We start from the raw sequence: 23,088 nt of genomic DNA on the forward strand, positions 1-23,088 counted from the left end.
TGAAATCAAGATTATTATGTCCTCCGCGAGAAACGAAGCAATCCCAAGTCTGAGCGATTGCTGCATTTCTATCTGCTGTTTCCTTAAACTTTGATGATTTTTGAGTGCCTTGAAATACTATAGCCAACATCCTAACGCTTTCTCGATCGACTACCTCAACGACTTGCGAGGAGCAATTCTAGCCTCCCCTTATCTAGCAATCAACAACCTCAATCGCGATTTCATTGGCACAAAAGGGTTTTCCGTGGTGTTTCAACGTTCGGAAATCGCCGAAGTAGAACGGCGCTTCCCCTTGTTTAAACCCTATCTAGACCAAGCATTACAGCCTGAATGCAATGCTTTTTACCTCAACCCTTTGTTGCTGGGTGAAGGTTCCCGCGTCGATCCGCATATCGATCGATCTTTGCGATCGTACTGCAAAACAGTTGAACCTCCCGCAGCCGTCAGCGTTTTATACGTACAAGTACCGCCGAACTTGCAAGGGGGAGAGTTGATACTGCGGCGCAACAAACAGCAAGTCGGGCAGATTAAGCCCCAAGCCAACTCGCTGATCTATTTTCAAGGAGATTTGACTCACTCTGTCAACGCTGTTAAAAGTACCGGAACTCGTTTGAGTTTGGTTTGTGAACAGTACAGTTTGAGCGAAACAGAATTGCAAGATATTCCAGGATTCACAGTGGAGTCTAGGGCCGTGAAAGCAAAAATTAAGTAAGGTTTATTCGATCCGGGGTTGAGTCGCTTTCACTTGGGTTTACGGTAAACTTAAGGCTCAATCTAAATCGGGACTTTTGAGCATTTCCATCAACTTCCGCTTCCGACTGTGTACTTGCATCAGTTGAGAACGATAAGTAGACCACTGAAGATTTTGCCCAGTGTGTAAATAGGCAGCGCGGGCTTTTTCCAACCACTTAATCGCCAGATTGTACTCGCTTGATTTCCCCTGATCCATAATCGATGCAGCACGCCGACAAGCATTGGTGATTACCCAATCGGGGCTGTGGCTGATAGCAGCCCCCATTACTCGGTGAATAAGTGCTGAGTCGTAATAACTCAAGCCATTAGCAAGGGCGATCGCATCTTCAATCATTCCCTCATCCAGAAAGATATCAACCTTCGCGTCAGAAAAATTCCAACTTTCCTTACTTTTCAGAGTTGCTAACAAATCTGGTTTCAAAGTTGACCAACTATCTCTTGCTAACTCCTTCACTAAACTATAATCTCTAAAAGACGGTTTGATTTTAAATATCTCGATTCTAGCATTTAACGCAAGTTCGTCTTCGCCCAACTCAACAGCCAGCTCACTCATCGATATTGCCAGTTGGTAATGGCAATGACCTGACAAATTTAACCCAGCTTGACAAATTTTCAGAGCTTGTTCTAAGGCTCCCTGTTGTTTTAAAGTTTGAACGAGAGCCAAAGCCTCTTCCGCTGATTGCATCTGGGTAGCAGCAGCTTCCACTGCTTCTTCTACTCTCCCCAAACGAGTTAACATCGTCAAGTATTGTTGAGTACAACCTTCTGCTTGGGCTAAGTATAGGTATTCTCGATCGCGTTCCTGGCGATCGAGGATTTGCAAGCGAATCAATGCTAAGTCGCGAGCACAGTCTGGTGCGTCACCAGCCCAAACTCCTTGTCCAGTAATGTTTCCTTCAAGTACCTGTTGGAGTAGGGGGTCATCCCAACCTTGGCGTAAAGCTTCCAAGCTCATACTGAAATCACAATCCCATTCATCTTGCCAAGCTTCTAACATCACCTGGAGATCGATCTCTTCTTCAGTAGTTAGTTGAGCCGTCAAAATGGCTTCTGTCCAAGCTTCATTCAAAGCGTTAGCTATCTCAGAATTGTCAGCGCCAAATTCTTCTACATCATTCCAATCTTCAACGCAGGCTGTGGTGATGGCTTCTAAAATTACTAAGGCATTGTTGCCATCCCCCTGTGCGCTGAATTCCTGGGCTCGCTGAATTACATCTAAAAGTTCTTCTGTAATCGGGTCTTCCTCCCATCCATCCTCCAAATACCTCACAGCCTCTCGCAAAATTCGTCGTACTTGATATCGAAAAGGAGCAGGATCGATGGAGGTGTGGCGCGGTGCTTTGGTAGGTTGGTTTGAAGGTGCAGGAATAGCACTTAAGTTAATGTATTGTTCGATCGCATCAATGAGTGATGGTTCTTGTTTTACTAAATGCTGTATTAATTGCTGGGTTTGTACATCGTTAAGGCGATCGAGCAATTGTTCCAGTGTCGGGCCCTGCTCAATTATTTCTGGTTGCCGCAGACACAATAACAACGTCGCAACAATGTGTTTACACCACCCACCGTTATCGTAAGGACAAGTGCAGAATAATGTAGAGGCTAATCCGGCATCATCAAAGGGCAGGGTAACACGGTAGGGTTCTACTTCGGAACCCTCCACTACTGCTTGCACCATATTGCCACGCCGGACTGCCCTAGTAACATTGCCAGCTAAATAGTAAGCTTCACCCCGCTTGAGGGATTGGGCAGAGGTGTGAAGCTCGATCGTTGTTTCACTGAGTTTGGGAATGGGCATGAGACTATGCCTCAGAAATTAAAGGATTAGACTCGATTTTACCTGATAAATACACTTGGTCTACAATTTAATTGCGTTCCGATTTGAGGTTTCCATAAATTTCAAAAATCTGTAAAGCAAGCACTGAGAACGTTTGTAGCTTAACGAAGCAATCGCTCTTGTTATGATAGCTTTACATTCTGTGACATTGTAAAGTTTATTTGCACCTACCTAGTTAGCGATCGCTATACTCTAAAATACCTAGAAAAAAACTAAGGAGTTTGGGAGAAATTAGTAGTGCTGGCATCGTTTTTAAATGGGTAGGGTTAGAGAAATGTTACGCTGATTTTTACAAAATCTTCCATAACGTACATGACGAAACAAAAACAGACAAGCGGATATCGATTCAGGCAGTTAGTTTGCAGTGTTTTGCTAGTGCTGGCCAGTTGGAACGTGCCTCAATGCGCTTGGGCAGATGCTAGCCAATAAGTAAAATCAAGTATAATGTTAGAGTTACTGAATTGTTATATGGTTAGAGTAACTTATAACATTCCTAATGGAGCAGAGGAACTTAAGTGGCAAAAATAGAAGGATTTAGGGTAATAAATTACCGCTCGCTGCGTGATATTACTATGGGCAAGCTGTGGAATACGCAAAATGCCAACCCGCTAACGGCAATGACAGCCGTTATCGGTAAAAATGGTGTTGGGAAAAGCACGCTTTTCGACACTTTTGGCTTTCTTGCAGACTGCTTAAAAGGGGGAGTCGAAGAAGCCTGTGATTCCCGTGGGCGGGGAGGTTTCGAGAGAATTCGCTCGCAAGGACAAAAGGGAAGTGTTGAGTTTCAGATTTACTATAAAGAGGATCGTAACGCTCGACCAATCACCTATGACTTGGCAATAGACCTTGACTCTTCTCAAAGACCATATGTAAAAAAAGAAAGACTTAGACAACGGAGAGAAAACCAACTCAAAGGACAACCTTTTTCTTTTTTAATTTTAAATGAAGGTAAGGGTTTAGCATGGAAAGGTGAAGCAGAAGGCTTTGATGAAGATGGAGGGAAATTTGATGTAACTAATTTAATAAAAAAAATTCAAACAGGTGGGATATTAGAAGAAAGTAATGAAACGGAAATCGTTGAACTAGACGACAAGCGAAAATTGGGAATTGCTACTTTGGGAGCGCTCAAACAACACCCAAGAATTTCCGCATTTCGTAGATTTATCGAAGGATGGTATCTCAGCTATTTCACACCAGACGCTGCCCGTAGCTTACCTCTGGCTGGGCCACAAAAACATTTGAATATTCATGGAAATAATCTAGGAAATGTGGTTCAATTTATGGAGAGAGAGCATCCTAAGAAATTCCAATCAATTCTGCAAAAAATATCTAGTAAGATTCCAGGGGTGGAAAAGATTAGCACCACAAAAAGTCCAGACGGTAGACTTCTGCTGCAGTTCAACGATCGAGGTTTTCAAGAACCGTTTTATGCTCAACAAATGTCAGACGGAACACTGAAGGTATTTGCCTATCTCCTTCTTTTAGAAGACCCCTCACCACCGCCATTTTTGTGCATTGAAGAACCAGAAAACGGACTTTACCATAAGCTTTTAGAAACTCTAGCCCAAGAATTTCGAGAACACGCTAAAGCTCGAAGAAGTAGATCGCAAGTATTTGTTACAACACATCAACCCTATTTTGTAGATGCTCTTGAACCTGAAGAGGTTTGGGTACTTGAAAAGGGCGAGGATGGTTTTTCTACAATCAGACGAGCTAGCGAAGATTCTCTCATTAATAACCTTGTTTCTGAAGGATTGCCCCTTGGCGGACTTTGGTACAGCGATTATCTAGATAAAAGGTGAATAAATGCACTTTGAGATACTTGTCGAGGATATTTCTGGAAAAACTGCTCTTGAAATTCTTATACCAAAGATTATTAGCACCGAACAACACACATTTAAGATCCATCCTTACAAAGGAGTTGGGCATATTCCTAAAGGTTTAAAATCTGCTTCTGAAGCCAATAAACGAATTCTGCTCGACCAGCTTCCGCGACTTATTCAAGGCATCGGCCAAACATTCTCTCAATATCCTCCTGATTACCCTGCTGTCCTCATTGTAATTTGCGACCTTGATGACCGATGCCTCAGTACGTTTCGCAGAGAACTACTAGATATTGTAGATAAGTGTAATCCTCCGCCAAAGACGCAATTTTGCATAGCAATTGAAGAAGGAGAAGCATGGTATCTAGGCGATTTAGCAGCAGTTAAGGCAGCTTATCCGAGAGCAAAAGAAGTAGTCCTAAATTCTTACACCAATGATAGTATCTGTGGGACTTGGGAGAAGTTAGCTGATGCGGTGTTTTCCGGTGGCAAACAAAAATTATCTAAACAAGGTGGGCAAGCAATTGGTTTAGAGAAAACAAACTGGGCTAACAAGATTCCTCCCCTCATGGACGTAGATAATAATTTGTCACCAAGCTTCTGTTATTTTCGAGATAAACTTCGAGACTTAACGAGTCAGTAAAGAAACCGGGTTTTTTTATTGGCAATCGCCTAGTGCAACGAAGTAGACTCGTAAAAAAACCGGTTTATAGACACCCGTGCCTAAGTCCTGTCTAACTACCAAAATCGGAATAATAGCCAGACTTTTGATGAGTAAAAACCCATACAGCTAGTTTAGCGGGACAACCTCAACTTAAGATTTCCAGAAACAGCGAACAACCCCAAAAATGAAAATAGAACGATGCAAAGCATTTTCAACCGACGCAGGATGTCGGAGTCAATGAAGCTGCTGGTTGGGTAAAATACCAGAGGCGATCGACTTACCAATAAAAACGGCCAGATTAATTTAAACTGATTAAAAATTAGGCTGCGAAAATCCGATGATCCACAAGAAGAACCGCAAAAAGTTACCCTTATTGGCAGCATTCTTAATCTCGCCATTTATTTCTTGGTTCCTGAGTGCGATCGCCCTATTTCTCAGTCTCTGGGTCATCGTACCAGCACCCACGATGTTCCTGTACCCTTTGGCGGTGGGAGCACCAGAAATCAGTCCTTGGTTGGTCGGTATCAATACGATCGCCCTTCTGCTGAACCTGCTCAGACGGCATCAAGGCAAAGTCTACATTATTTTGTCACTTTGTAACCTGTTCGCCCTAATCCTTGGCCTGCTACCCCTGATTCAGTTCCCAGCAGCCAATGCAGCGGTAGCTACCCAAATGCAAGCAGTTTTAGGGGAAAACTATTTAGCAGCCCTTCCTCAAGCCGATCGCGCGCAGCTACGCCCTCAACCGTTTATCCTCGCAGATGCGTTCCGAGGAATTCCCCTCAGAGAGGTTAGGATCGATCGGGCTATTGAATTTGCCAACCCTGACGGAGTTTCACTGCAACTAAACCTTTATCGGCCGATGCAAATTGGCAAATATCCGGCGATTATCACACTCTACGGGGGAGCTTGGCAGAGAGGCAATCCCGATGCCAATGAAGAATTCAGCCGCTATATGGCAGGCCAAGGCTATTGTGTGGTTGCAATTGATTATCGCCACGCTCCCAAGTATCGATTTCCTGCTCAGCTTGAGGACGTACAAGCCGCTCTTTCTTATATCAAAACTCATGCTGCTGATTGGGAAATCGATCTCGATCGAATTGCTATTATGGGAAGGTCGGCAGGTGCCCATTTAGCAATGCTAACTGCTTATGATTCTAGTATACTTCCTGTTCGAGCAGTGGTCAACTATTACGGGCCAAATGACCTGATCCGCGGATACAATGACCCACCTTTTCCTGATGCCATAAATGTTCGAGCCGTCTTGCGTGCCTTTCTGGGAGGAACGCCAGACGAACTCAATGAGCTTTACCGTCGGGCTTCTCCCATCAATTATATTAAACCGAATCTTCCCCCTTCTCTACTGGTTTATGCAGGTCGCGACCATATCGTTCAGCCCAAGTTTGGTCGATCGCTCTACGAACGATTGCGAGCCACGGGCGATTCCCTACGGGATAGCTTCGCTTCACGGGCTATTTTGCTCGAAATTCCTTGGGCTGAACACGCTTTTGATGCAGTTTTTAATGGGCCGAGCAATCAATTAGCTTTGTACTACACAGAACGCTTTTTGGCTCATGCTCTGAAGTCTTCGGATTACCAACGAGTTAACTAAAAATTACCAACTTATTCATTTATGCTCAATAAACTGCGGCTATAACAGTTTAATAAGTTCCCAAATCTCCTAAAGATTTCTCAGGCAAATTGTCGCACCAACTTTGAGAAGAGTTGCAAGACTTTATTTATCATATAGCGGTTCGATCGCGTGATGAGGTATGCCCCATGCCCCATGCCCCATGCCCCATGCCCCATGCCCTGTTAAACTGAAATCCTGCGGTTGTGTGCGATCGGTGCGATCGACCTTTCTGAAAAAAACATAAAATTCTGTAGCCTACAATACATTTATTTGGTTAATGATTGTTTAAACTCTCCAAGTGTAGATTGTGTACTCTCCATAATTCTCCAAAACTCCTAAACGAGTGCGTTGTTTGCTGGACTGCGATTTATCGATCGTCGAACCGTTAAAAACCATAAGTAGTTTTGACCTGAATTCATCGGAATTGATTCGCACAAAATTTTTGAGCTGACCAGGGTGAAGATTAATTACTAAATTTGTGCAGTGCAGACATCTATAATGTTGACTCAAGTTTGTACAGGCTCTTGCCATCTATCTTCTTGCTAATAACCGAAATCCAACCGCATCTCACACTGGATTGTCACACCCGATGGACGGCGAAGTGATTGAGCCTCGCTCCTCCAATCTTTTCGAGCCTGCCAAAAAAGGCATTCTCCCAAAAGTTAGCTTTGACTAAAAACGTTGGGTAAATCTCAGATGTTGCACCATGATCAAGAACAGGCTTTCATGCCTATTCCACAAAGAGTGATTTTTCTTGTGGGGAGTAGGGGTTGGGCAGGAGAACCCGCCCATCCCAGACTTATTGAGAATAGTGCAAAATGTGAGGTAAATTCAACATATTCGTCAATCGTTAGACTTTTGCTAACATCTATTTTTTTTCAACTACTCGTCCCGCAATACCAATAAAAATAACCATGAGTGGAAACGAATCGCGCGTTCAAGCAATTTCTCAAATCGTCAACCGCAAACTGATGCCTGGTCGGCCTCCCAAGCGGCTAGAAGATATGTGGGCAACAGACGTTTTTACTCTGAGCAAGATGCAAGAAAGTCTGCCCAAAAGCATTTTCAAATCAGTAAAAAACACCGTTCAAACCGGCCAAAAACTCGATGCTTCCGTAGCTGATGTAGTTGCAGTAGCAATGAAAGATTGGGCTATTTCCAAAGGAGCCCTCTACTACGCCCACGTATTCTACCCGCTAACCAACGGTACCGCCGAAAAGCACGACGGTTTCATCTCAGTGCAAGGCGACGGTTCCGTCATCTCAGAATTTGCAGGCAAAGTTCTCGTACAAGGCGAACCCGATGGCTCCTCATTCCCCAACGGCGGCATCCGTTCCACCGCCGCCGCTCGCGGATATACAGCCTGGGATGTCACCAGCCCTGCTTATGTCATGGAAACAGACAACGGCATGACATTGTGCATTCCCACTGTTTTCATCTCCTGGACAGGTGAAGCCTTAGACAAGAAAACGCCGCTGTTGCGTTCGATTGCCGCCATGAACAAAGCAGCAACTCGAGTGTTAAAGCTATTAGGCAATACCGAAGTTGCTCCGGTAAATTCCAGTTGCGGTTCCGAACAAGAATACTTCCTGGTAGATGCCAATTTCACCAACAACCGCCCCGATTTACTGCTAGCAGGTCGCACCCTGTTTGGCAAACCTCCTGCCAAAGGTCAGCAATTTGACGACCACTATTTTGGAGCGATTCCAGAGCGCGTTCAAGTCTTCATGCAGGAAGTAGAAGAAAGAATGTACCGGCTGGGAATTCCTGCCAAAACCCGCCACAACGAAGTAGCTCCCGGTCAGTTTGAAATTGCACCAGTTTTTGAAGCTGCAAACGTCGCCAGCGACCACCAACAATTAACCATGACAATTCTCCGCAACACTGCGAAGAAACACGGTTTTATGTGTTTGCTGCACGAGAAGCCTTTCGCCGGCATTAACGGTTCTGGCAAACACGTCAACTGGTCGGTCGGCAATGCCACCCAAGGAAACTTATTAGACCCCGGCGATACACCGCACTCGAACATACAATTTCTAGTGTTCTGCGGCGCTGTGATTCGCGGAGTTCACAAATACGGGCCGCTATTGCGCGCGGTAGTTGCTACTGCCAGCAACGACCACCGATTGGGTGCAAATGAGGCTCCACCAGCAATTATCTCTGTCTATTTGGGTTCGCAATTAGAAGATATCTTCGGGCAAATTAGCCGAGGAGAAGTTAAGGATTCTAAAGGTCGGGGAATTATGAACTTAGGTGTAGAAACACTGCCTACTTTCATGAAGGATGCTGGAGACAGAAACCGGACTTCGCCCTTTGCCTTTACTGGAAACCGGTTTGAATTCCGTGCAGTAGGTTCCGGTCAGTCTGTTTCCGGGCCGCTGGTGGCGATGAATACAATTCTTGCAGATTCTTTGGACTGGATTGCTAACAAATTAGAAAGCGATTTGGCTAACGGAACTGAACTGAATGCTGCCATCCAAACCATTCTCAAAGAAGTGATGGACGAGCACGGTGCTGTTGTATTTGGTGGCGACGGCTATTCCGAAAAATGGCACAAAATGGCCGTTGAGGAACGGGGTTTAGCTAACTTGCGGACTACGGCAGATGCTTTACCCGTGTTGAAGGAAGGATACATTGAAGACTTGTTTGAAAAGACAGGTGTTCTGACTCCAGTTGAATTGGAAAGCCGTTACGATGTTTATGCTGAGCAGTATTTGCTGGCAATTGAAGTCGAAGCAAAACTGGTAATAAGCATGGCCAAAACCATTATTTACCCCGCAGCTTTGAGGTATTTAGCTGAAGTTTCTGGAACGATTTCTAAATTGAAAGAGATTGGGATTGAACTGGAAAAGGAAAGTGCCGAAAAAGTAGCGGTGCTGGTTAAGTCCATGATTGATACTGCCAGCAAATTGAGTGCTGCTTTGAGCAAGCACGATTTTGCTTCGACAGAAGACCATATGCAATATGCTTCGCAAACAATTCGTCCTTTGATGGATGAGGTTCGCCAGTATGCGGATGCTCTGGAAGGTGAAGTGGCTGACGATTTGTGGCCGCTGCCTACTTATCAAGAAATGCTGTTTGTTAAGTAAGGAATGAGAATGAGATAACTTCCACTCTTGAAAGTGGGATGGGCGTTCCGCCCGTCCAAAAAGGACGGGCGGGACGCCCATCCCACAATAACAATTAAAATTGTAAGTTATTTAATTCGCGATCCTAAGAGCAAACAAATTCGATTAATTGCAGGTTAGAGTTGTAAGGACACGGCAGTGCGGTGTCCTTACTTGTTTTTGAGGTTAAATGAGTGGTACGCTGAATCGGCCAGAGTCATTAAATCCCAGCTACAGTAAGAGTTGTGAAGATTGTTGAGATACCCTTCAACAAATTTATCGGCGTAGAAAAAGTAATATTGCTGCGAAAAGCTATTATGCGGATTCAATCTCTTTTCAAACAAATGACTCTGGTGGCTCTAGCTCTATTTTTTGCGATCAGTTGCAGTCGATCAACTCCGAACGTAAACTCTTCCCCTGAAGCAAGTACCTCTAGCAGCTTTAGAGTGGCATTGGTCGTCACAGGCTCCAAAGACAACAACAGTTGGGCTCAAGCCTGCTTTGAAGGGTTAAACCTAATCAAAGATAAATTTAATGCTCAGGTAGACTTTACTGGCCTTGACGGTGAAGATAGTGAAGCTGCCCTTCGCAAATATGCCCAGTCAGGCTATGACCTGGTAATTGCAGCCAGTGGTGGCTATATCAAAGCTGCCGAAAAGGTTGCTAAAGAATTTCCGCGAACGAAATTTGCCCTGGTTACAACCTATCCAGGGAATAACCAAAATTTGGGGGCTGTTGCCTTTCGATCGGGTGAGGTGGGCTACCTCACAGGCGCTTTGGCTGCCATGAAGACTAAAAGCAATAAAGTTGGCTATATTGTGGGTGCACCTTATCCGGTTTACAAAGAAGAAGAAGCCTTGTTTAGGCGCGGAGTGAAGGCAACGAATCCCTCTGTTCAAGCCTCGACAGCTTTTCTCAACAGTTGGATTGATACGGAGCAAGCCACCAAAGTTGCAACGGATATGGTTGCCTCTGGAGTAGATGTTTTGACAATCAACGCGGATGAGGCAGGATTAGCCGCGCTAAAAGCCGTTACGCAAAAGCCAGGAGTCCTTGTGATTGGTTGGGCCAAGGATCAGTACGAACTGGCTCCCGGCAAAGTCCTAACTAGCGTTCTGCAGGACATTCCCAATCTGGTGCTAAATGTGGCAGTGTTAACCCAGCAAGGTCGCTGGGAAGGAAAACTTTACAAGTTTGGGCTCAAGGAAAAGATCTACGACTTTGCCCCTTTCCGTGGTAGTCTCACGTCTCAGGAAGAGGAGACTTTCAAGACCATCCGAGATGCTGTGACGACTGGCCAAATAGATGTTTCTCCTTAGTGCGCGCATTAATTGATTTACCAATATTGATCAATAGTCCGATGAAAAATCAACGCAACGATCGCGCTCTGCCGATCGCCAGAAGCTCTCGTTCTCATCCCTGGCAACGCTTCTTTTCTATTGCAAATCAGCTCCGCTATGGTTTGATATTTTTGGTTCTTCTGAGCTTACTGCCCACAGGTGGCTTGCTGATCTACCTCAGCTTTCAGGCGCAGATCCAGCAATCGCGATCGCTCCAACAAGCGCGTAGCCAGACAGCAGGAGGGCAGATTGATAATTATCTAGATGACTTGAAACGAAAACTGAGCTATTTAGCTAGGGTCAAAGGACTCACCAACTTTCAACCTCAAGCGCAGCAGAGCCTGTTGGAAGGGTTGATTCGTCATAATGATGCTTATGAAGCCGTTGCCATTTTGAACCGGAAGGGAAAAGTTGTTGCATCAGTTTCACCCTATAAACCGCTTAAATTAGAAAATCCAGCCAAGTCGCCACTGTTTATTCGTGCCTTTAAACAACAGGAAGATTATGTCAGTCCTGTAGAAATTAATCCTACAAATCACCAACCAACCACCATTCTGGCAGTTCCGATTCGGAATGAGCGAGATGAAGTGGATGGGGTGCTATTAGCCGAGGTAAATCTCAACTTTCTCTGGTTTATTGTTTCCCAAACAGATGTTGGCAATACAGGTTATGTCTATGTAGTTGATGAGCGTAATTTTCTCATTGCTCAAAAGGGTAGTAAGCCAGAAACGTTTCAAATTCAAGATATTTCAAAGCGTCCCTTTTTTCAATTTTTGAAAGCATCCGAGGATACTAAGCACCTTAATGTTTATCAGGGTCTAAAGCAGGTAGAAGTATTGGGAGCCAGTGCCTTAGTTCGGAGCGTGAATTGGAATGTGGTTGTAGAACTGCCAACGGCTGAGGCGTATGCTCCCGTTTACCAAATGCTCTCAATTATGGGAGGCTCATTGACGCTGGTGACGATCGTCGCTGTTGGCATTGGGTATCTATTTATTCGGCAAATTGTGGTGCCGCTACAGCGCTTAACTACAGCAGCTACGGAACTCAGTGCGGGGCAATTAGAGACGCGGGTCAACATCGACAGCCAAAACGAATTGGGGACATTGGCGATCGCCTTTAACAATATGGCAACCCAGTTAGAGGAACTGATTAAAGCAGTTGAAGTCGAACGCAATTTTGTTTCAGCTATTCTTGAAATTGCAGGTGCCCTGGTAGTTGTGCTCGACCCGCAGGGACAAATCGTTCGCTTTAACCGAGCTTGCGAACAAACGACTCATTACTCGTTTAGTGAAGTGAAAGGGCGCTACATTTGGGACTTGTTCCCGAACTCAGACTTAGCTAGACAAGCCAAAACTACTTTTGAGTCTTTACAATCTGGTAATTTTCCCCAGCAGTATGAAGGCAGTTGGGTGAGTAAAGATCAACAACTTAGACTCATTGCCTGGTCAGATACTGCTTTAGTCGATGATCAAGGTCAAATTGAGTACATCATCAAAACAGGCATTGACATTACTCAACGGAAACAGGCAGAAGAGGAACTCAAAGCGTCGGAACAGCGGCTATCTTTTCTATTCCGCCAAACTGCACTAGCAGTGGTGGAATGGGATTTAAACTTTAAAGTCACTGCTTGGAATCCAGCGGCAGAGCAGATTTTTGGTTACACGGCTACAGAGGCGATCGGACACCATCCCGCAGAATTAATTGTGCCTGCATCTGCCCGAAAGGTCGTCGATCAAATTATGAACGAGTTGTTGATGCAGAGCCAAGGAATCTACAGCGTCAATGAAAATTTTACAAAAAACGGCAAAATCATTATTTGCGAATGGTTCAATACGCCTTTAGTAGGGGATGGTGGAAATATTATTGGAGTTGCATCCTTGGCACTGGATATTACTGAGCGCAAGCAAGCCGAAGCTGCATTAAGGCAAGCAAAAGAGGAAGCTGAGGTTGCACTCAAAACCTTGCAGCAAACTCAGGCACAGCTTATTCAGGCAGAGAAAATGTCAGGTTTGGGGCAACTGGTTGCTGGTGTGGCTCACGAAATTAATAATCCAGTCAACTTTATCTATGGCAACCTGAGCCATACTGCCGACTACACGCAAAATTTACTAAAGTTGATTCAGCTTTACCAGCAAACCTATCCAACTAATACCGAAATTCAGGAAAAAATTGAAGAGTTCGACCTGGACTACATTAGTGAAGATTTACCCAAAATGCTGAGTTCAATGAAAGTAGGAGCCGATCGCATTCGTCAAATTGTCCTGTCTCTAAGAAACTTCTCACGGCTGGATGAGGCAGACATGAAGCCTGTTGATATCCACGAGGGAATTGACAGCACATTGATGATTTTGCAAAATCGACTGAAGGCAAAACCGAATCATCCTGCTATTGAAATTGTCAAGGAGTACGGCGACTTACCGCTAGTAGAGTGCTATGCCGGACAGTTGAACCAAGTCTTTATGAATATTCTGGCAAATGCGATCGATGCTTTAGAAAACTACGACAATCAGCGTTCTCTAAAAGACATTCAAAAGAATCCCAGTTGCATCACTATTCGGACTAAGCTCATCACAAACGAAGCTCAGCGCGGTTATTCTAAAAACGTGGTGATTCAAGTTCAAGACAATGGACCGGGGATGACGGAAACTGTTAGACAACAGGTGTTCAATCCCTTCTTCACCACCCAACCAATTGGTAAAGGAACTGGATTAGGGCTATCCATTAGCTATCAAATTGTAGTTGATAAGCACGGTGGCTTGCTCCAGTGCTTCTCTCAACCCCATCAAGGAGCAGAGTTCGTAATTGAAATTCCTGTGTTGCAAAGCGGTGCTGTAGCACTCGTGGGTAAATAATTGCGATCGCATTTATATATAGCGTTTCTGATGATAGACGCCTATGAAGCTAGCTACAAATCGCACTGGGATAGTTTATCGAACAGGTTTCGTGAAGGTTTTATGAACGGCATTGTGGGTTTTAAGAGGGCTGTTATATCATTCCGGTGCAACGGGAATTGATATGAGTAACAATGGAGACGATCGCCGGAAAGTGGTTCAAGACCAGCCGATCGCCCCCAACCGCCTCAACACAGGCTTAATATCACCCGCTAATCAAACGATTTGCTCGCTAGAAGGTTCGCCACTAGCAGGAGGCTCTACCGTATCCCCAAAGGCAACCCGCAGAAAAGGCGGAGCCAAAAATGTTGTTAGAATCACCATGATAATAATCGAGACTTCTAAGGGTTTATCCAAAACCCCACTCGCGGAACCGATGCCGGCAAACACTAACCCGACTTCGCCCCGAGGAATCATCCCCACTCCGATCGCCAATCGATTGATTCCAGGCAGACCAAACACCACCCAACCAGTCACCAGCTTGCCCAAAATCGCAACCACAATCAAAAATACGGCAATCAAAAGACCAGCCCGATTATCCGGCACTGTTGGGTTCAAAACCCCCAAATCCGCCCGAGCTCCCACGGTTACAAAAAAGATGGGAACCAGGAAATCCGCGATGGGTTTCACCAGTTCATCCAACTCGTTGCGGGCATCGCTTTCATCCAACACCAAACCAGCCGCAAACGCACCCAAAATCGCTTCGAGATGAATTGCGTTGCCCAGAAAAGCCATGAAGAAAGCAAAGATAAATGCCGGGATGACTATATTGCCGCGAGTTTTGAGTTTTTCCACGACCGCAGTGAAGCTTTTGTTGAAGATGCCGCCCAATAGAATCGAACCGAGCAGAAAGGCAGTTGCACTGACAATCAAATAGATGACATTAACAACATCAATCTCACCAGTTTTGGCTAAACTGGCGACAACAGCTAGGACAATAATTCCTAGCACATCATCAATCACCGCTGCACCAACAATGATTTGACCTTCTTTAGATTTGAGTTGTCCTAATTCCGACAAAACTTTGGAGGTAATTCCGATGCTGGTTGCTGTCAAAGCAGCCCCCGCAAAAATCGCCGGAATCGCCGCCGTGTGGAAAATGATCATCAAACCCGCAGTACCGGCAGCAAAGGGAACTGCCACGCCCACACAAGCGACAACGACAGCTTGAGCCCCCACCTCCTTGAGTTGTCTGATATCCGACTCTAAGCCAATTTCAAACAGCAGAATAATTACGCCCAATTCAGCTAGCACTGAAATGACTTCACTCTGCGATTCAAACACACTGGTGAGGGCGGCAGGAGACAGATGATTAATCGATTGCACAACTGTCATAATCCCTGAGTCTGATGCTGACAGCCCTGCTTCGGGAAAAATGACCAGGTGTAAAGCAGATACGCCAACAATTACCCCTGCTACAAGTTCACCCAAAACCGGCGGCAAATCGAACTTTTTAGCCACTTCCGCGCCTAATTTACTGGCGACATAAATCACTACTAAAGTGAGCAAAACTCCGCTGAGGACGATCGGCGAATTTTCTGCCTCGACTGTTGCTAACAAAGGTATGGGAGCAACTAGGGATGCCATCCCAGAACTTAAAGCTGTAATTGTATGGTTCAAAAACATGGTTACGATGATGGTAAGAAATACGATTCTACGGTGACTGTTGATTGTTGACTGTTGACTAATGACTAATGACTAATGACTGTTGAGTGTGAGTCGGAAAATTGATAACTGTTACATATTGGGTAGCCAGTTAACTCGACATGATTATCAAGCAAAACTCGAAGAACCCAAATCTGGCGGTACATCCTGCCACCGCCCTTGTCCGACTGCTTGAATTGCTTCTTTTAGCAAGATATCGCCGGTATAAATTGCCCTACCGACGATCGCACTTTTGACACCAATTGGTTCCAAAGCCAGCAAACTCAACAAATCGGCGATCGAACTAACGCCACCGGAAGCAATCACCGGAATCGAAATAGCGTTAGCAATTTCGCGCAAAGATTCCAAATTCGGCCCTTCCATAGTACCGTCGCGGTGAATGTCGGTGTATATAATTTCAGCCGCCCCTAACTCGGCCATTTTTTGCGCCAATTCAGTTGCTAAAACTTCCGAAGTTTCTAGCCAGCCTCTAGTGGCAACTTTACCATTTCTGGCATCGATTCCAACCAGAATTTGATCGGGAAATTCGGCGCACAATTCGCCGACTAATTGCGGTTGTTCGACGGCGACAGTGCCGAGAATGACGCGGCGGACGCCTAAATTGAGGATAGCAGCAACAGAAGTGCGATCGCGCATTCCGCCACCTACTTGACAGGGAACGTCTACTGATCGGACGATCGCTTCAATGGCGGCTTGGTTGACTGGATGACCGGCTTTAGCGCCATCGAGGTCTACTAAATGCAGCATTGTCGCGCCTTCATTTACCCACTGTCTGGCGACTTCGACAGGGTTGTCGTTAAAAGTTTGAGACTTCGCGTAGTCTCCCTGATACAATCTGACGCATTTTCCATCCAATAAGTCGATCGCTGGAATTACGTTCATAATTTTTCCTCAAATTGCTAATTATACCAGCTAAAAAAAAGAATGCAACTTTAGGCAATATTCCCACCCATACATAATCATTCATTATAAATTTAACAACCTAAAGTAAAGAGAGTCTTACGATTGCCTACTACCATTTATTTGTGACATTCGCAACCGCTATTAAGATGAAACATAATCGCCGAAGAAAGCGTTGACCATAAAGGAGTATTGACCTCGGCTTTTTGCAAAGCTTCGGCCGTCCAGTCGTTGCAAGTTCTCAAAATATAGTAACTGCCTTTTGCTTCATAAAAACTGTCACTGTTACCGTAGCCGTAGCTAATTTTCATTTTCTTACCTGCTGCGTCTAATTGGAATGAATTTTTAATAAAATTTACCAGCATCAGATAATTTTTTCCACTGAGTTTAACACATTTGGTTTCTATATTTTGGGGGACAACCCGATAACTTTGAACGTGTAGGGTAGACGGAGTAAGGAGAAATAGGGCTTTGAAAGCTGTAACTGGGTTGATACTTCCTGATGTGGGAGTTTCGAGCATAAAAGCTCGATCTCCCCAGCCCAAAGACAAATATTTATAATCATAATTGGCATCCCGCCCTATTTCTCTTAGCGGTAAAAATTGATTCCAGTCAAAATATTCATTTTTAACTGGAACGATGATTTCGGTGTGAATGCCTTGGTTGGAAATGTATAGAGAAATTGTGCAATCTGCTTGCGAGTAATTTCCCCACTTTCTGGGAGTGAAATAGCCAATTGTTAGGAAAGCGGTCAAAAATAAGATGACAATTCCTAAGCGCTGTATGCTTTTTCTCATTTTAACCCTGGGTTTCAAATTCTGGCTTCGGATGGCGGGCGCTGCATCTTTGTGGGAAAGAATTCTTGCAAGGCATAATTGCGCTGTTCGGGGGTTTCGCTAGCCCAATTCGACAAACTTTCGTAGAAAAAGAACGACACGCCAGCGAAATCTCTTTTTCGCACTTCTTGCACTTGTTCTTGAATTTGTTTGAGGGGAACGGAATTATTTTTAAGGCCTGTCAAAATGCCGATCGCAGTTGGAATGTTAAGTTTAGCTAATTTAACTTCTTCCCGTTCCAGTTCGGCACTAAAACGCTTGATATCGCTGCGATAAACCTGCAACACAATTTCTTGGATGTAGCCGCGTCTTTCCCAGGTAAACCAGTCCTGCAAGTGGGCGGGTAAAGAAAAGTGGAAAGGGTTCGGAGATAAGCTGACAATACATTTTTCTTTGCGGGATTTGATGGCGCGGGAAACTCGCCCCACGAACTCGTTAATTTTGTCCGCCCGCCAGCGCACCCAGAAGGTTTCGCGGGGGTCGTCGGAGGGAGGGCTTTTGATTTGTTCCTGATACATTGACACTGTTAACGGCTCGTAGCCAAATTCTACTGGCAAGCCGAAATGATCGTCAAATTGAATGCCATCTATATCATAATTATCGACAATTTCTAGGATTAAATCTGAGATAAATTGCTGTACTTCGGGATGAAAGGGATTCAGCCAAACTCGATCATGTTTGCCTTCTTTCCAAATAGTTGAACCGTCGCGCCGCTGCGCCAGCCAGTCTGGGTGAAGTGTGGCTAATTCCGATTCGGCGGGAGCCATGAAACCAAACTCAAACCAGGGGATTACTGCTATACCTTTTTGGTGGGATTGTGCTATGATTTCTTTGAGGATGTCTCGGTCTTTCAATCCAGGCGAGGGGTCGATCGACTGTCCGAATACTCGTTCGGCTGCAGCGCTGGGATAAAGCGTATAGCCTCCTTGCCAAACCGTGGGATAGATGGTATTAAAATTGAGTTTATCGAGTCGATTTACAGCGTCAATGATGTTGTTGCGAGAGAAGATAACGTCGCTGTCAATGTTCGTCAGCCAGACGCCGCGCACTTCGGTTGTTGGGGTGGTGGGCGGGGTTTGAGCCAAGAGACGGGGGGATAAAATCGCGGAGGAGGTAAGGGCGATCGTAAAAACAACTATTAAAGCCAGTATCCGCTGCCATTTGTGCAATTTAATCATCAATTTGTCGCAAATAGGATTATTTTTAGATTGATATTTTACCGTATAATTAGCTTGCTAGGGTGCGCCAGCTAGGGTTATTTTATTAAAAGTCACTCAAACACTTCCTGATGCACCTACTATTTTTGATATTATTGGGGGTCAACGATGATACCCATAAATAATATTGTTCCTGTAGTATTGTCTCGAATAGCACAAAAGAATGGACGGTTTACATTCATTTGAAAAACCGGCATAGATCTCGTCATCTCAATTACAGTCACGGCTGCTGCTTCTGTACCTTCTTCGTTAACTTCGACAAATGTTTTGTGTTTTACCGATTCTACTGCTACTTGGCTATCAGTCATCGGGGAAAAGTCTGTTTTCAATCCACCGAAAAATTCGGCCATTCCCAAAGCTATAAGTGTGTCTTTCAGTTGAACCTCATACTCCATTTTGAAGCGCGGTATTTCAATCATTCCACTTTTAACTCTAAATTCTTGCATCCATTTATTCCAGTTTTCGGGTGTTAATTGCTGCGAGAAAGTTGCCAAATTGGTATTGGAGTTTGGCAAGAAAATATACATACTCAGAGCGCCTTTTTTGCCGTAAGGTAAACTGACTGCTTGAAAAGTTTCTGTTTCGTAGCACCGATAAGAGCCCATCTGGGACATCATTGGATGCTCTTTGGAACTGCTGTCTGTTAAATAAAAAGTTTTGTTGGCAGTTTGAGATTTATCAAAGGGCGTTTCCCAGTTTCCTTTGAAATAGATGGCGTTAATCAAAAATAAAAGTGTATTAGGGTTGATTTTAGTGACTATTTTATCAATTTTTCCGTGAGTTTTTTCGCTCACCCAGTTGTTAATGATGCTGAGAGCTTCTTGCGGACTTTCAAAGTCTATTTCGGTAATAATGGCTTGGTAGTATTGTTGATTTATTTGCAAAAATTCGGGTTTTAATGAGAAGCCTTGTCTGACAAAAAGCGCGTTGGCAATTGATACTTGAACTTTGGGGGCATCTTTTTGTAAACTCTTTTGCAAATTGTGATTGGCTGCGTTGATTGCTTTTGGACTCATTTTCGTTAATTCGAGAGCTTTTGTCATTTCTTGTTTGGTTTCTCCGCTGACTCCGTTGTATGTCATTGACAGTGCGAGGGCGACAGAAGTAGGGGAAATAAAGATATTTTGATTCGGCTGTTGTTTGGTGAGGGTGTTGAACAAGTTAAAACCAAATTTGGTATTAGCTGCAACAAGTCTGGCGTCTACATTTATCTGGTTGTTAGGGGGTGTCATGGCTATAGCTTCTGAGTGATTGGGATGTGGGAGGTAGATGGCGTTAATTTTTAGTGGCGGCGCTAATTATGTGATTCAACCGGACATGATATCCTATTCTCTTGGTTAATTTTTTAAGAATAACCTTGCAGGTTCATGACTTTTCGATAGTGGGCTTCTATTTCACTGACTGTTTGCGATTGACGCTTGCTCGTCCACTCGCTGCGATCGAATAATTCCCGCCTCAAAGCATCAACATCGATCGTTTTCACCTTACCTTCGGCGACAATTTGCTTGCCGTTTACCCAAACGCTATCTACCGCATTAGTCGGGCGTCCCAAAATCAGCAGGCCGATCGGATCGGTGCGCGGTAGCAATGATAAACTGGTTAAATCATACAGCACAAAATCTGCTTTTTTCCCGACTGTCAGCGAACCCATTTCATCGGCGAGATTCAAGCCTTTTGCTCCTCCCAGGGATGCCATTTCTACAGACTGGCGCGGTGTAATCCATTGGCGGTAATCCAAATCCGTGATATTGTGCAAAATTGAACCAATTTTAATCGCTTCCAGCAAATCTTGAGAGTCATTGCTAGCAGCGCCGTCGCAGCCTAAAGATACGTTAACTCCAGCTTGGCGGTATTTCAAAATCGGTGCAATCCCGCTTCCCAAGCGCAAGTTGCTGAGGGGATTGTGTACGACTGTTGCTCCCGTTTCTGCCATAATCGCAATGTCGGAATCGTCCAGCCAAACGCAGTGCGCTAAAGAAGTTCTGGGACTCAAATAACCAATTTTTTGCAGGTGCTCGACAGCACTACAGCCGTATTTTTCGTGAGCTAACTGTTTTTGAGCGGCGGTTTCCAAGAGGTGGGCATGCCGACAAAGGTTGTAGCGATCGCTCAATTCGATGCAGCCTTCAAACAAAGCATCAGAACACAGTTGAATTCCCGTCGGCGCTAATAATATATTAACACCTTTTTCTGGATTGTGAAACTGTTTTATGGCTGTTTCCATTAATTCCAAAGTGGCCTTGGTCGATCGAATGTAAGCCGCGTGTTCGATGCCGCTATCGCCAGAAGGCATTCCCGCTGTCAGGGATTCATCTTGAATTAACGGCCCGATAAAAGCGCGGATGCCGATTTCTTGATAAGCGCGAACTGCTGCGGCGATTGTTTCTAATTCTTGCCCCGGAATCAAAACTAAATGATCGACTACGCTTGTACCGCCCGACAGCAATGTTTCTACCGCAGTTCCCAGGGCGCTTAAATAAACTTGTTCGGGTTCCAGAGGCGTAAAATCGTATAATTCGGCAATCCACAACTCCAGCGGCAAAGGGGGAATAATGCCCCGTTGCCACATTTCTGAAGAGTGAGTGTGGGCGTTGACAAAACCGGGCAGCAGCAGCTTATTTTTGCCATCGATAACTGTTCCCGCAGGCTCTAAATTGAGGGCGATCGCACTTATGCAATTATGCACCACTTGCACATCTGCAGTTTCATAACCACTATCAACCGGAATTAAAGCATTTTCAATTGTAAAGCTCATAGATTTACCATTTTTGTAAATTTATATTAATTTTTATTGTATGATTCCACGGGGCTAACATTGGCGGTCGCCTGTAATAAAGTTAATAAATCATAAAAACTCTCAAATAGTTGCCGCTGATACTTAATTATAACCAAGATTTAAGATATGACAAGTTAGTGACAATCAAATAGTTATAAGATTGAAATTGTTTTTGAGTCAAAATCAATATGAATCCTGATTCTCTTCGCACCTTGGGCGTACCGCCGAATGCTTGGAAAGTTGATGCCAAAATTGCCGATATCACCCGATCGCCGATCGCGCCTCAACCTGTTACCCTGGAAACAGAAACTAAAACTCTGCGTTTGGACTTAGCAAAAGCAGCAATGTTGGTGATAGATATGCAAAACGATTTCTGTCATCCCGACGGTTGGCTAGCACATATTGGCGTAGATGTAACGCCCGCCAGAACTCCAATTAATCCTTTAACAAATTTACTGCCAAAATTGCGATCGCACGCAGTACCCATTATTTGGATCAACTGGGGAAACCGCCCCGATTTGCTCAATATTAGTGCAGCTTCCCGTCACGTTTACAATCCCACAGGCGACGGCGTAGGTTTGGGAGATCCGCTGCCAAAAAACAACGCACCTGTACTCATGGCAGGGAGTTGGGCGGCGCAGGTGGTCGATGAATTAAAACCCAAATCGGAGGATATTTGCGTTGATAAATATCGCATGAGCGGCTTTTGGGATACTCCTTTAGATAGTATCTTGCGGAACCTCGGCAGAACTACACTTTTCTTTGGAGGAGTAAACGCCGATCAGTGCGTCATGGCTACGCTGCAAGATGCTAATTTCCTCGGTTACGACTGTATTTTAGTCAAAGATTGTACAGCTACGACATCTCCCGATTATTGCTGGCAAGCTACTCTTTATAACGTTAAACAATGTTTTGGTTTTTTGTCGGATTCTCAGGCTATGTTAGAAGCAATTAAATAGCAGCCATCAGGGGAGTATCCCTCTGGAGTATAAAAGCGTTTTTTAGGAGTGCGAGAATCCCGCACAGCAAAGCCTATATCTCGCTTCCTGCTCTGACAGCGAACTCTCCTGTGAAATTAATAAACTTTGGAGGTTGAGCGGCGGACTAATGACTCTGGATTCTCACTAATGACAACAGAAACATAACCACTGACAACTAACAATAAAAAAAATGACAAACCAGTGCGTGATTCCTATTATAAAGTCTCCGAAAGACTACCAAGCATTTCGCATCAGTCCGGGCGATACTAATAGATTAGCGATCGTCTTCGATCCGGTAATAGCTAATGTTTCATTAACAGTTTGCGTGGAGATTTTTGATGTGGGGGGCAAAACTCCTCCCAACCGCCATCAATTCGCAGTAGAAATGTTTTTTGTACTCAAAGGAAAAGGGCAAGCAACCTGCGACGGCAAAACAGTTAGTATTCAACCGGGAGATAGTGTGTTAGTGCCTCCAACGGGTACTCACGTAATTGAAAATACGGGCAATGAACGTTTGTACGCTTTGTGCATCATGGTGCCGAATGAGGATTTTGTGGAACTAATTCGCAGCGGTACACCAGTCGAACTCGATGAGGAAGATATGAGAGTTCTTGGGCGAGCGGATGTACTCGTACCATGTTAGGTTTGTAGTAAGGACTTGATTCCTAG

16 protein-coding genes are annotated in these 23,088 nt (G+C 44.6%); 9 read left to right on the plus strand and 7 right to left on the minus strand.

Annotated elements, in window-relative coordinates; translation table 11 throughout:
* Positions 1-100 precede the first annotated feature (100 nt).
* Positions 101-712 (plus strand): 2OG-Fe(II) oxygenase, encoded by a 612-nt coding sequence (locus QUA03_RS12820; protein WP_015176299.1) that lies wholly within the window; start codon positions 101-103, stop codon positions 710-712.
* A gap of 57 nt (positions 713-769) precedes the next feature.
* On the opposite strand, the gene QUA03_RS12825 is transcribed toward QUA03_RS12820, so the two are convergent.
* Positions 770-2,548 (minus strand): SWIM zinc finger family protein, encoded by a 1,779-nt coding sequence (locus QUA03_RS12825; RefSeq protein WP_333212583.1) that lies wholly within the window; start codon positions 2,546-2,548, stop codon positions 770-772.
* 554 nt (positions 2,549-3,102) lie between these two features.
* Here QUA03_RS12825 and QUA03_RS12830 point away from each other — a divergent pair.
* The 6 genes from QUA03_RS12830 (at position 3,103) to QUA03_RS12855 (ending at position 14,006) form a co-directional block, all read left to right on the plus strand.
* A complete protein-coding gene (locus QUA03_RS12830; RefSeq protein WP_333212584.1) occupies positions 3,103-4,389 on the plus strand; it encodes an AAA family ATPase in 1,287 nt (428 codons plus the stop codon).
* A 4-nt stretch (positions 4,390-4,393) separates the two neighbouring features.
* Entirely contained in the window at positions 4,394-5,053 is a 660-nt protein-coding gene (locus QUA03_RS12835; RefSeq protein WP_333212586.1) for a hypothetical protein, read from the plus strand.
* 358 nt (positions 5,054-5,411) lie between these two features.
* The gene (locus tag QUA03_RS12840) at positions 5,412-6,686 is read left to right on the plus strand and encodes an alpha/beta hydrolase (RefSeq protein ID WP_333212588.1); all 1,275 of its coding nucleotides are present in this window, start codon (positions 5,412-5,414) and stop codon (positions 6,684-6,686) included.
* A gap of 935 nt (positions 6,687-7,621) precedes the next feature.
* Positions 7,622-9,796: a glutamine synthetase III gene (locus tag QUA03_RS12845; RefSeq protein WP_333212590.1), complete on the plus strand. Its 2,175-nt coding sequence runs from the start codon at positions 7,622-7,624 to the stop codon at positions 9,794-9,796.
* A gap of 263 nt (positions 9,797-10,059) precedes the next feature.
* A complete protein-coding gene (locus tag QUA03_RS12850; RefSeq protein WP_333212592.1) occupies positions 10,060-11,133 on the plus strand; it encodes a BMP family protein in 1,074 nt (357 codons plus the stop codon).
* Positions 11,134-11,174: 41 nt separating this feature from the next.
* Positions 11,175-14,006, plus strand: coding sequence for a PAS domain S-box protein (locus tag QUA03_RS12855; protein ID WP_333212593.1), 2,832 nt, complete (start codon positions 11,175-11,177; stop codon positions 14,004-14,006).
* 255 nt (positions 14,007-14,261) lie between these two features.
* Here the strand turns inward: QUA03_RS12855 and QUA03_RS12860 are convergent, their stop codons facing one another.
* From QUA03_RS12860 to QUA03_RS12885, 6 genes are all read right to left on the minus strand, one after another.
* On the minus strand, positions 14,262-15,671 hold the full coding sequence (locus QUA03_RS12860; protein WP_333212595.1) for a cation:proton antiporter: 1,410 nt from the start codon (positions 15,669-15,671) through the stop codon (positions 14,262-14,264).
* A 147-nt stretch (positions 15,672-15,818) separates the two neighbouring features.
* Positions 15,819-16,592 (minus strand): 1-(5-phosphoribosyl)-5-[(5-phosphoribosylamino)methylideneamino]imidazole-4-carboxamide isomerase, encoded by a 774-nt coding sequence (gene hisA / locus QUA03_RS12865; protein ID WP_333212597.1) that lies wholly within the window; start codon positions 16,590-16,592, stop codon positions 15,819-15,821.
* A 137-nt stretch (positions 16,593-16,729) separates the two neighbouring features.
* Positions 16,730-17,407 carry a TIGR02117 family protein gene (locus QUA03_RS12870; protein ID WP_333212599.1) on the minus strand — a complete coding sequence of 226 codons (678 nt, stop codon included), beginning with the start codon at positions 17,405-17,407 and terminating at the stop codon, positions 16,730-16,732.
* A 14-nt stretch (positions 17,408-17,421) separates the two neighbouring features.
* Positions 17,422-18,624, minus strand: a complete 1,203-nt coding sequence (locus QUA03_RS12875; protein WP_333212601.1) for a glycoside hydrolase family 10 protein — start codon at positions 18,622-18,624, stop codon at positions 17,422-17,424.
* Positions 18,625-18,755: 131 nt separating this feature from the next.
* Positions 18,756-19,895, minus strand: coding sequence for a serpin family protein (locus QUA03_RS12880; RefSeq protein ID WP_333212603.1), 1,140 nt, complete (start codon positions 19,893-19,895; stop codon positions 18,756-18,758).
* A 113-nt stretch (positions 19,896-20,008) separates the two neighbouring features.
* Entirely contained in the window at positions 20,009-21,418 is a 1,410-nt protein-coding gene (locus QUA03_RS12885) for an amidohydrolase (RefSeq protein WP_333212604.1), read from the minus strand.
* 209 nt (positions 21,419-21,627) lie between these two features.
* Here QUA03_RS12885 and QUA03_RS12890 point away from each other — a divergent pair, with 209 nt between their 5' ends.
* Positions 21,628-22,398 (plus strand): cysteine hydrolase family protein, encoded by a 771-nt coding sequence (locus QUA03_RS12890; protein ID WP_333212606.1) that lies wholly within the window; start codon positions 21,628-21,630, stop codon positions 22,396-22,398.
* A gap of 211 nt (positions 22,399-22,609) precedes the next feature.
* Positions 22,610-23,062 carry a cupin domain-containing protein gene (locus QUA03_RS12895; protein ID WP_333212607.1) on the plus strand — a complete coding sequence of 151 codons (453 nt, stop codon included), beginning with the start codon at positions 22,610-22,612 and terminating at the stop codon, positions 23,060-23,062.
* Positions 23,063-23,088 lie beyond the last annotated feature (26 nt).

The organism is Microcoleus sp. S36b_A4 (assembly GCF_036700645.1).
GTDB lineage: Bacteria > Cyanobacteriota > Cyanobacteriia > Cyanobacteriales > Microcoleaceae > Microcoleus.

Coding starts and splice junctions, on each gene's coding strand:
- QUA03_RS12895 (WP_333212607.1), top strand. CDS start 22,610: ATGACAAACCAGTGCGTGATTCCTATTATAAAGTCTCCGAAAGACTAC.
- QUA03_RS12840 (WP_333212588.1), top strand. CDS start 5,412: ATGATCCACAAGAAGAACCGCAAAAAGTTACCCTTATTGGCAGCATTC.
- QUA03_RS12880 (WP_333212603.1), bottom strand. CDS start 19,895: ATGACACCCCCTAACAACCAGATAAATGTAGACGCCAGACTTGTTGCA.
- QUA03_RS12835 (WP_333212586.1), top strand. CDS start 4,394: ATGCACTTTGAGATACTTGTCGAGGATATTTCTGGAAAAACTGCTCTT.
- hisA (WP_333212597.1), bottom strand. CDS start 16,592: ATGAACGTAATTCCAGCGATCGACTTATTGGATGGAAAATGCGTCAGA.
- QUA03_RS12870 (WP_333212599.1), bottom strand. CDS start 17,407: ATGAGAAAAAGCATACAGCGCTTAGGAATTGTCATCTTATTTTTGACC.
- QUA03_RS12825 (WP_333212583.1), bottom strand. CDS start 2,548: ATGCCCATTCCCAAACTCAGTGAAACAACGATCGAGCTTCACACCTCT.
- QUA03_RS12855 (WP_333212593.1), top strand. CDS start 11,175: ATGAAAAATCAACGCAACGATCGCGCTCTGCCGATCGCCAGAAGCTCT.
- QUA03_RS12890 (WP_333212606.1), top strand. CDS start 21,628: ATGAATCCTGATTCTCTTCGCACCTTGGGCGTACCGCCGAATGCTTGG.
- QUA03_RS12875 (WP_333212601.1), bottom strand. CDS start 18,624: ATGATTAAATTGCACAAATGGCAGCGGATACTGGCTTTAATAGTTGTT.
- QUA03_RS12860 (WP_333212595.1), bottom strand. CDS start 15,671: ATGTTTTTGAACCATACAATTACAGCTTTAAGTTCTGGGATGGCATCC.
- QUA03_RS12885 (WP_333212604.1), bottom strand. CDS start 21,418: ATGAGCTTTACAATTGAAAATGCTTTAATTCCGGTTGATAGTGGTTAT.
- QUA03_RS12845 (WP_333212590.1), top strand. CDS start 7,622: ATGAGTGGAAACGAATCGCGCGTTCAAGCAATTTCTCAAATCGTCAAC.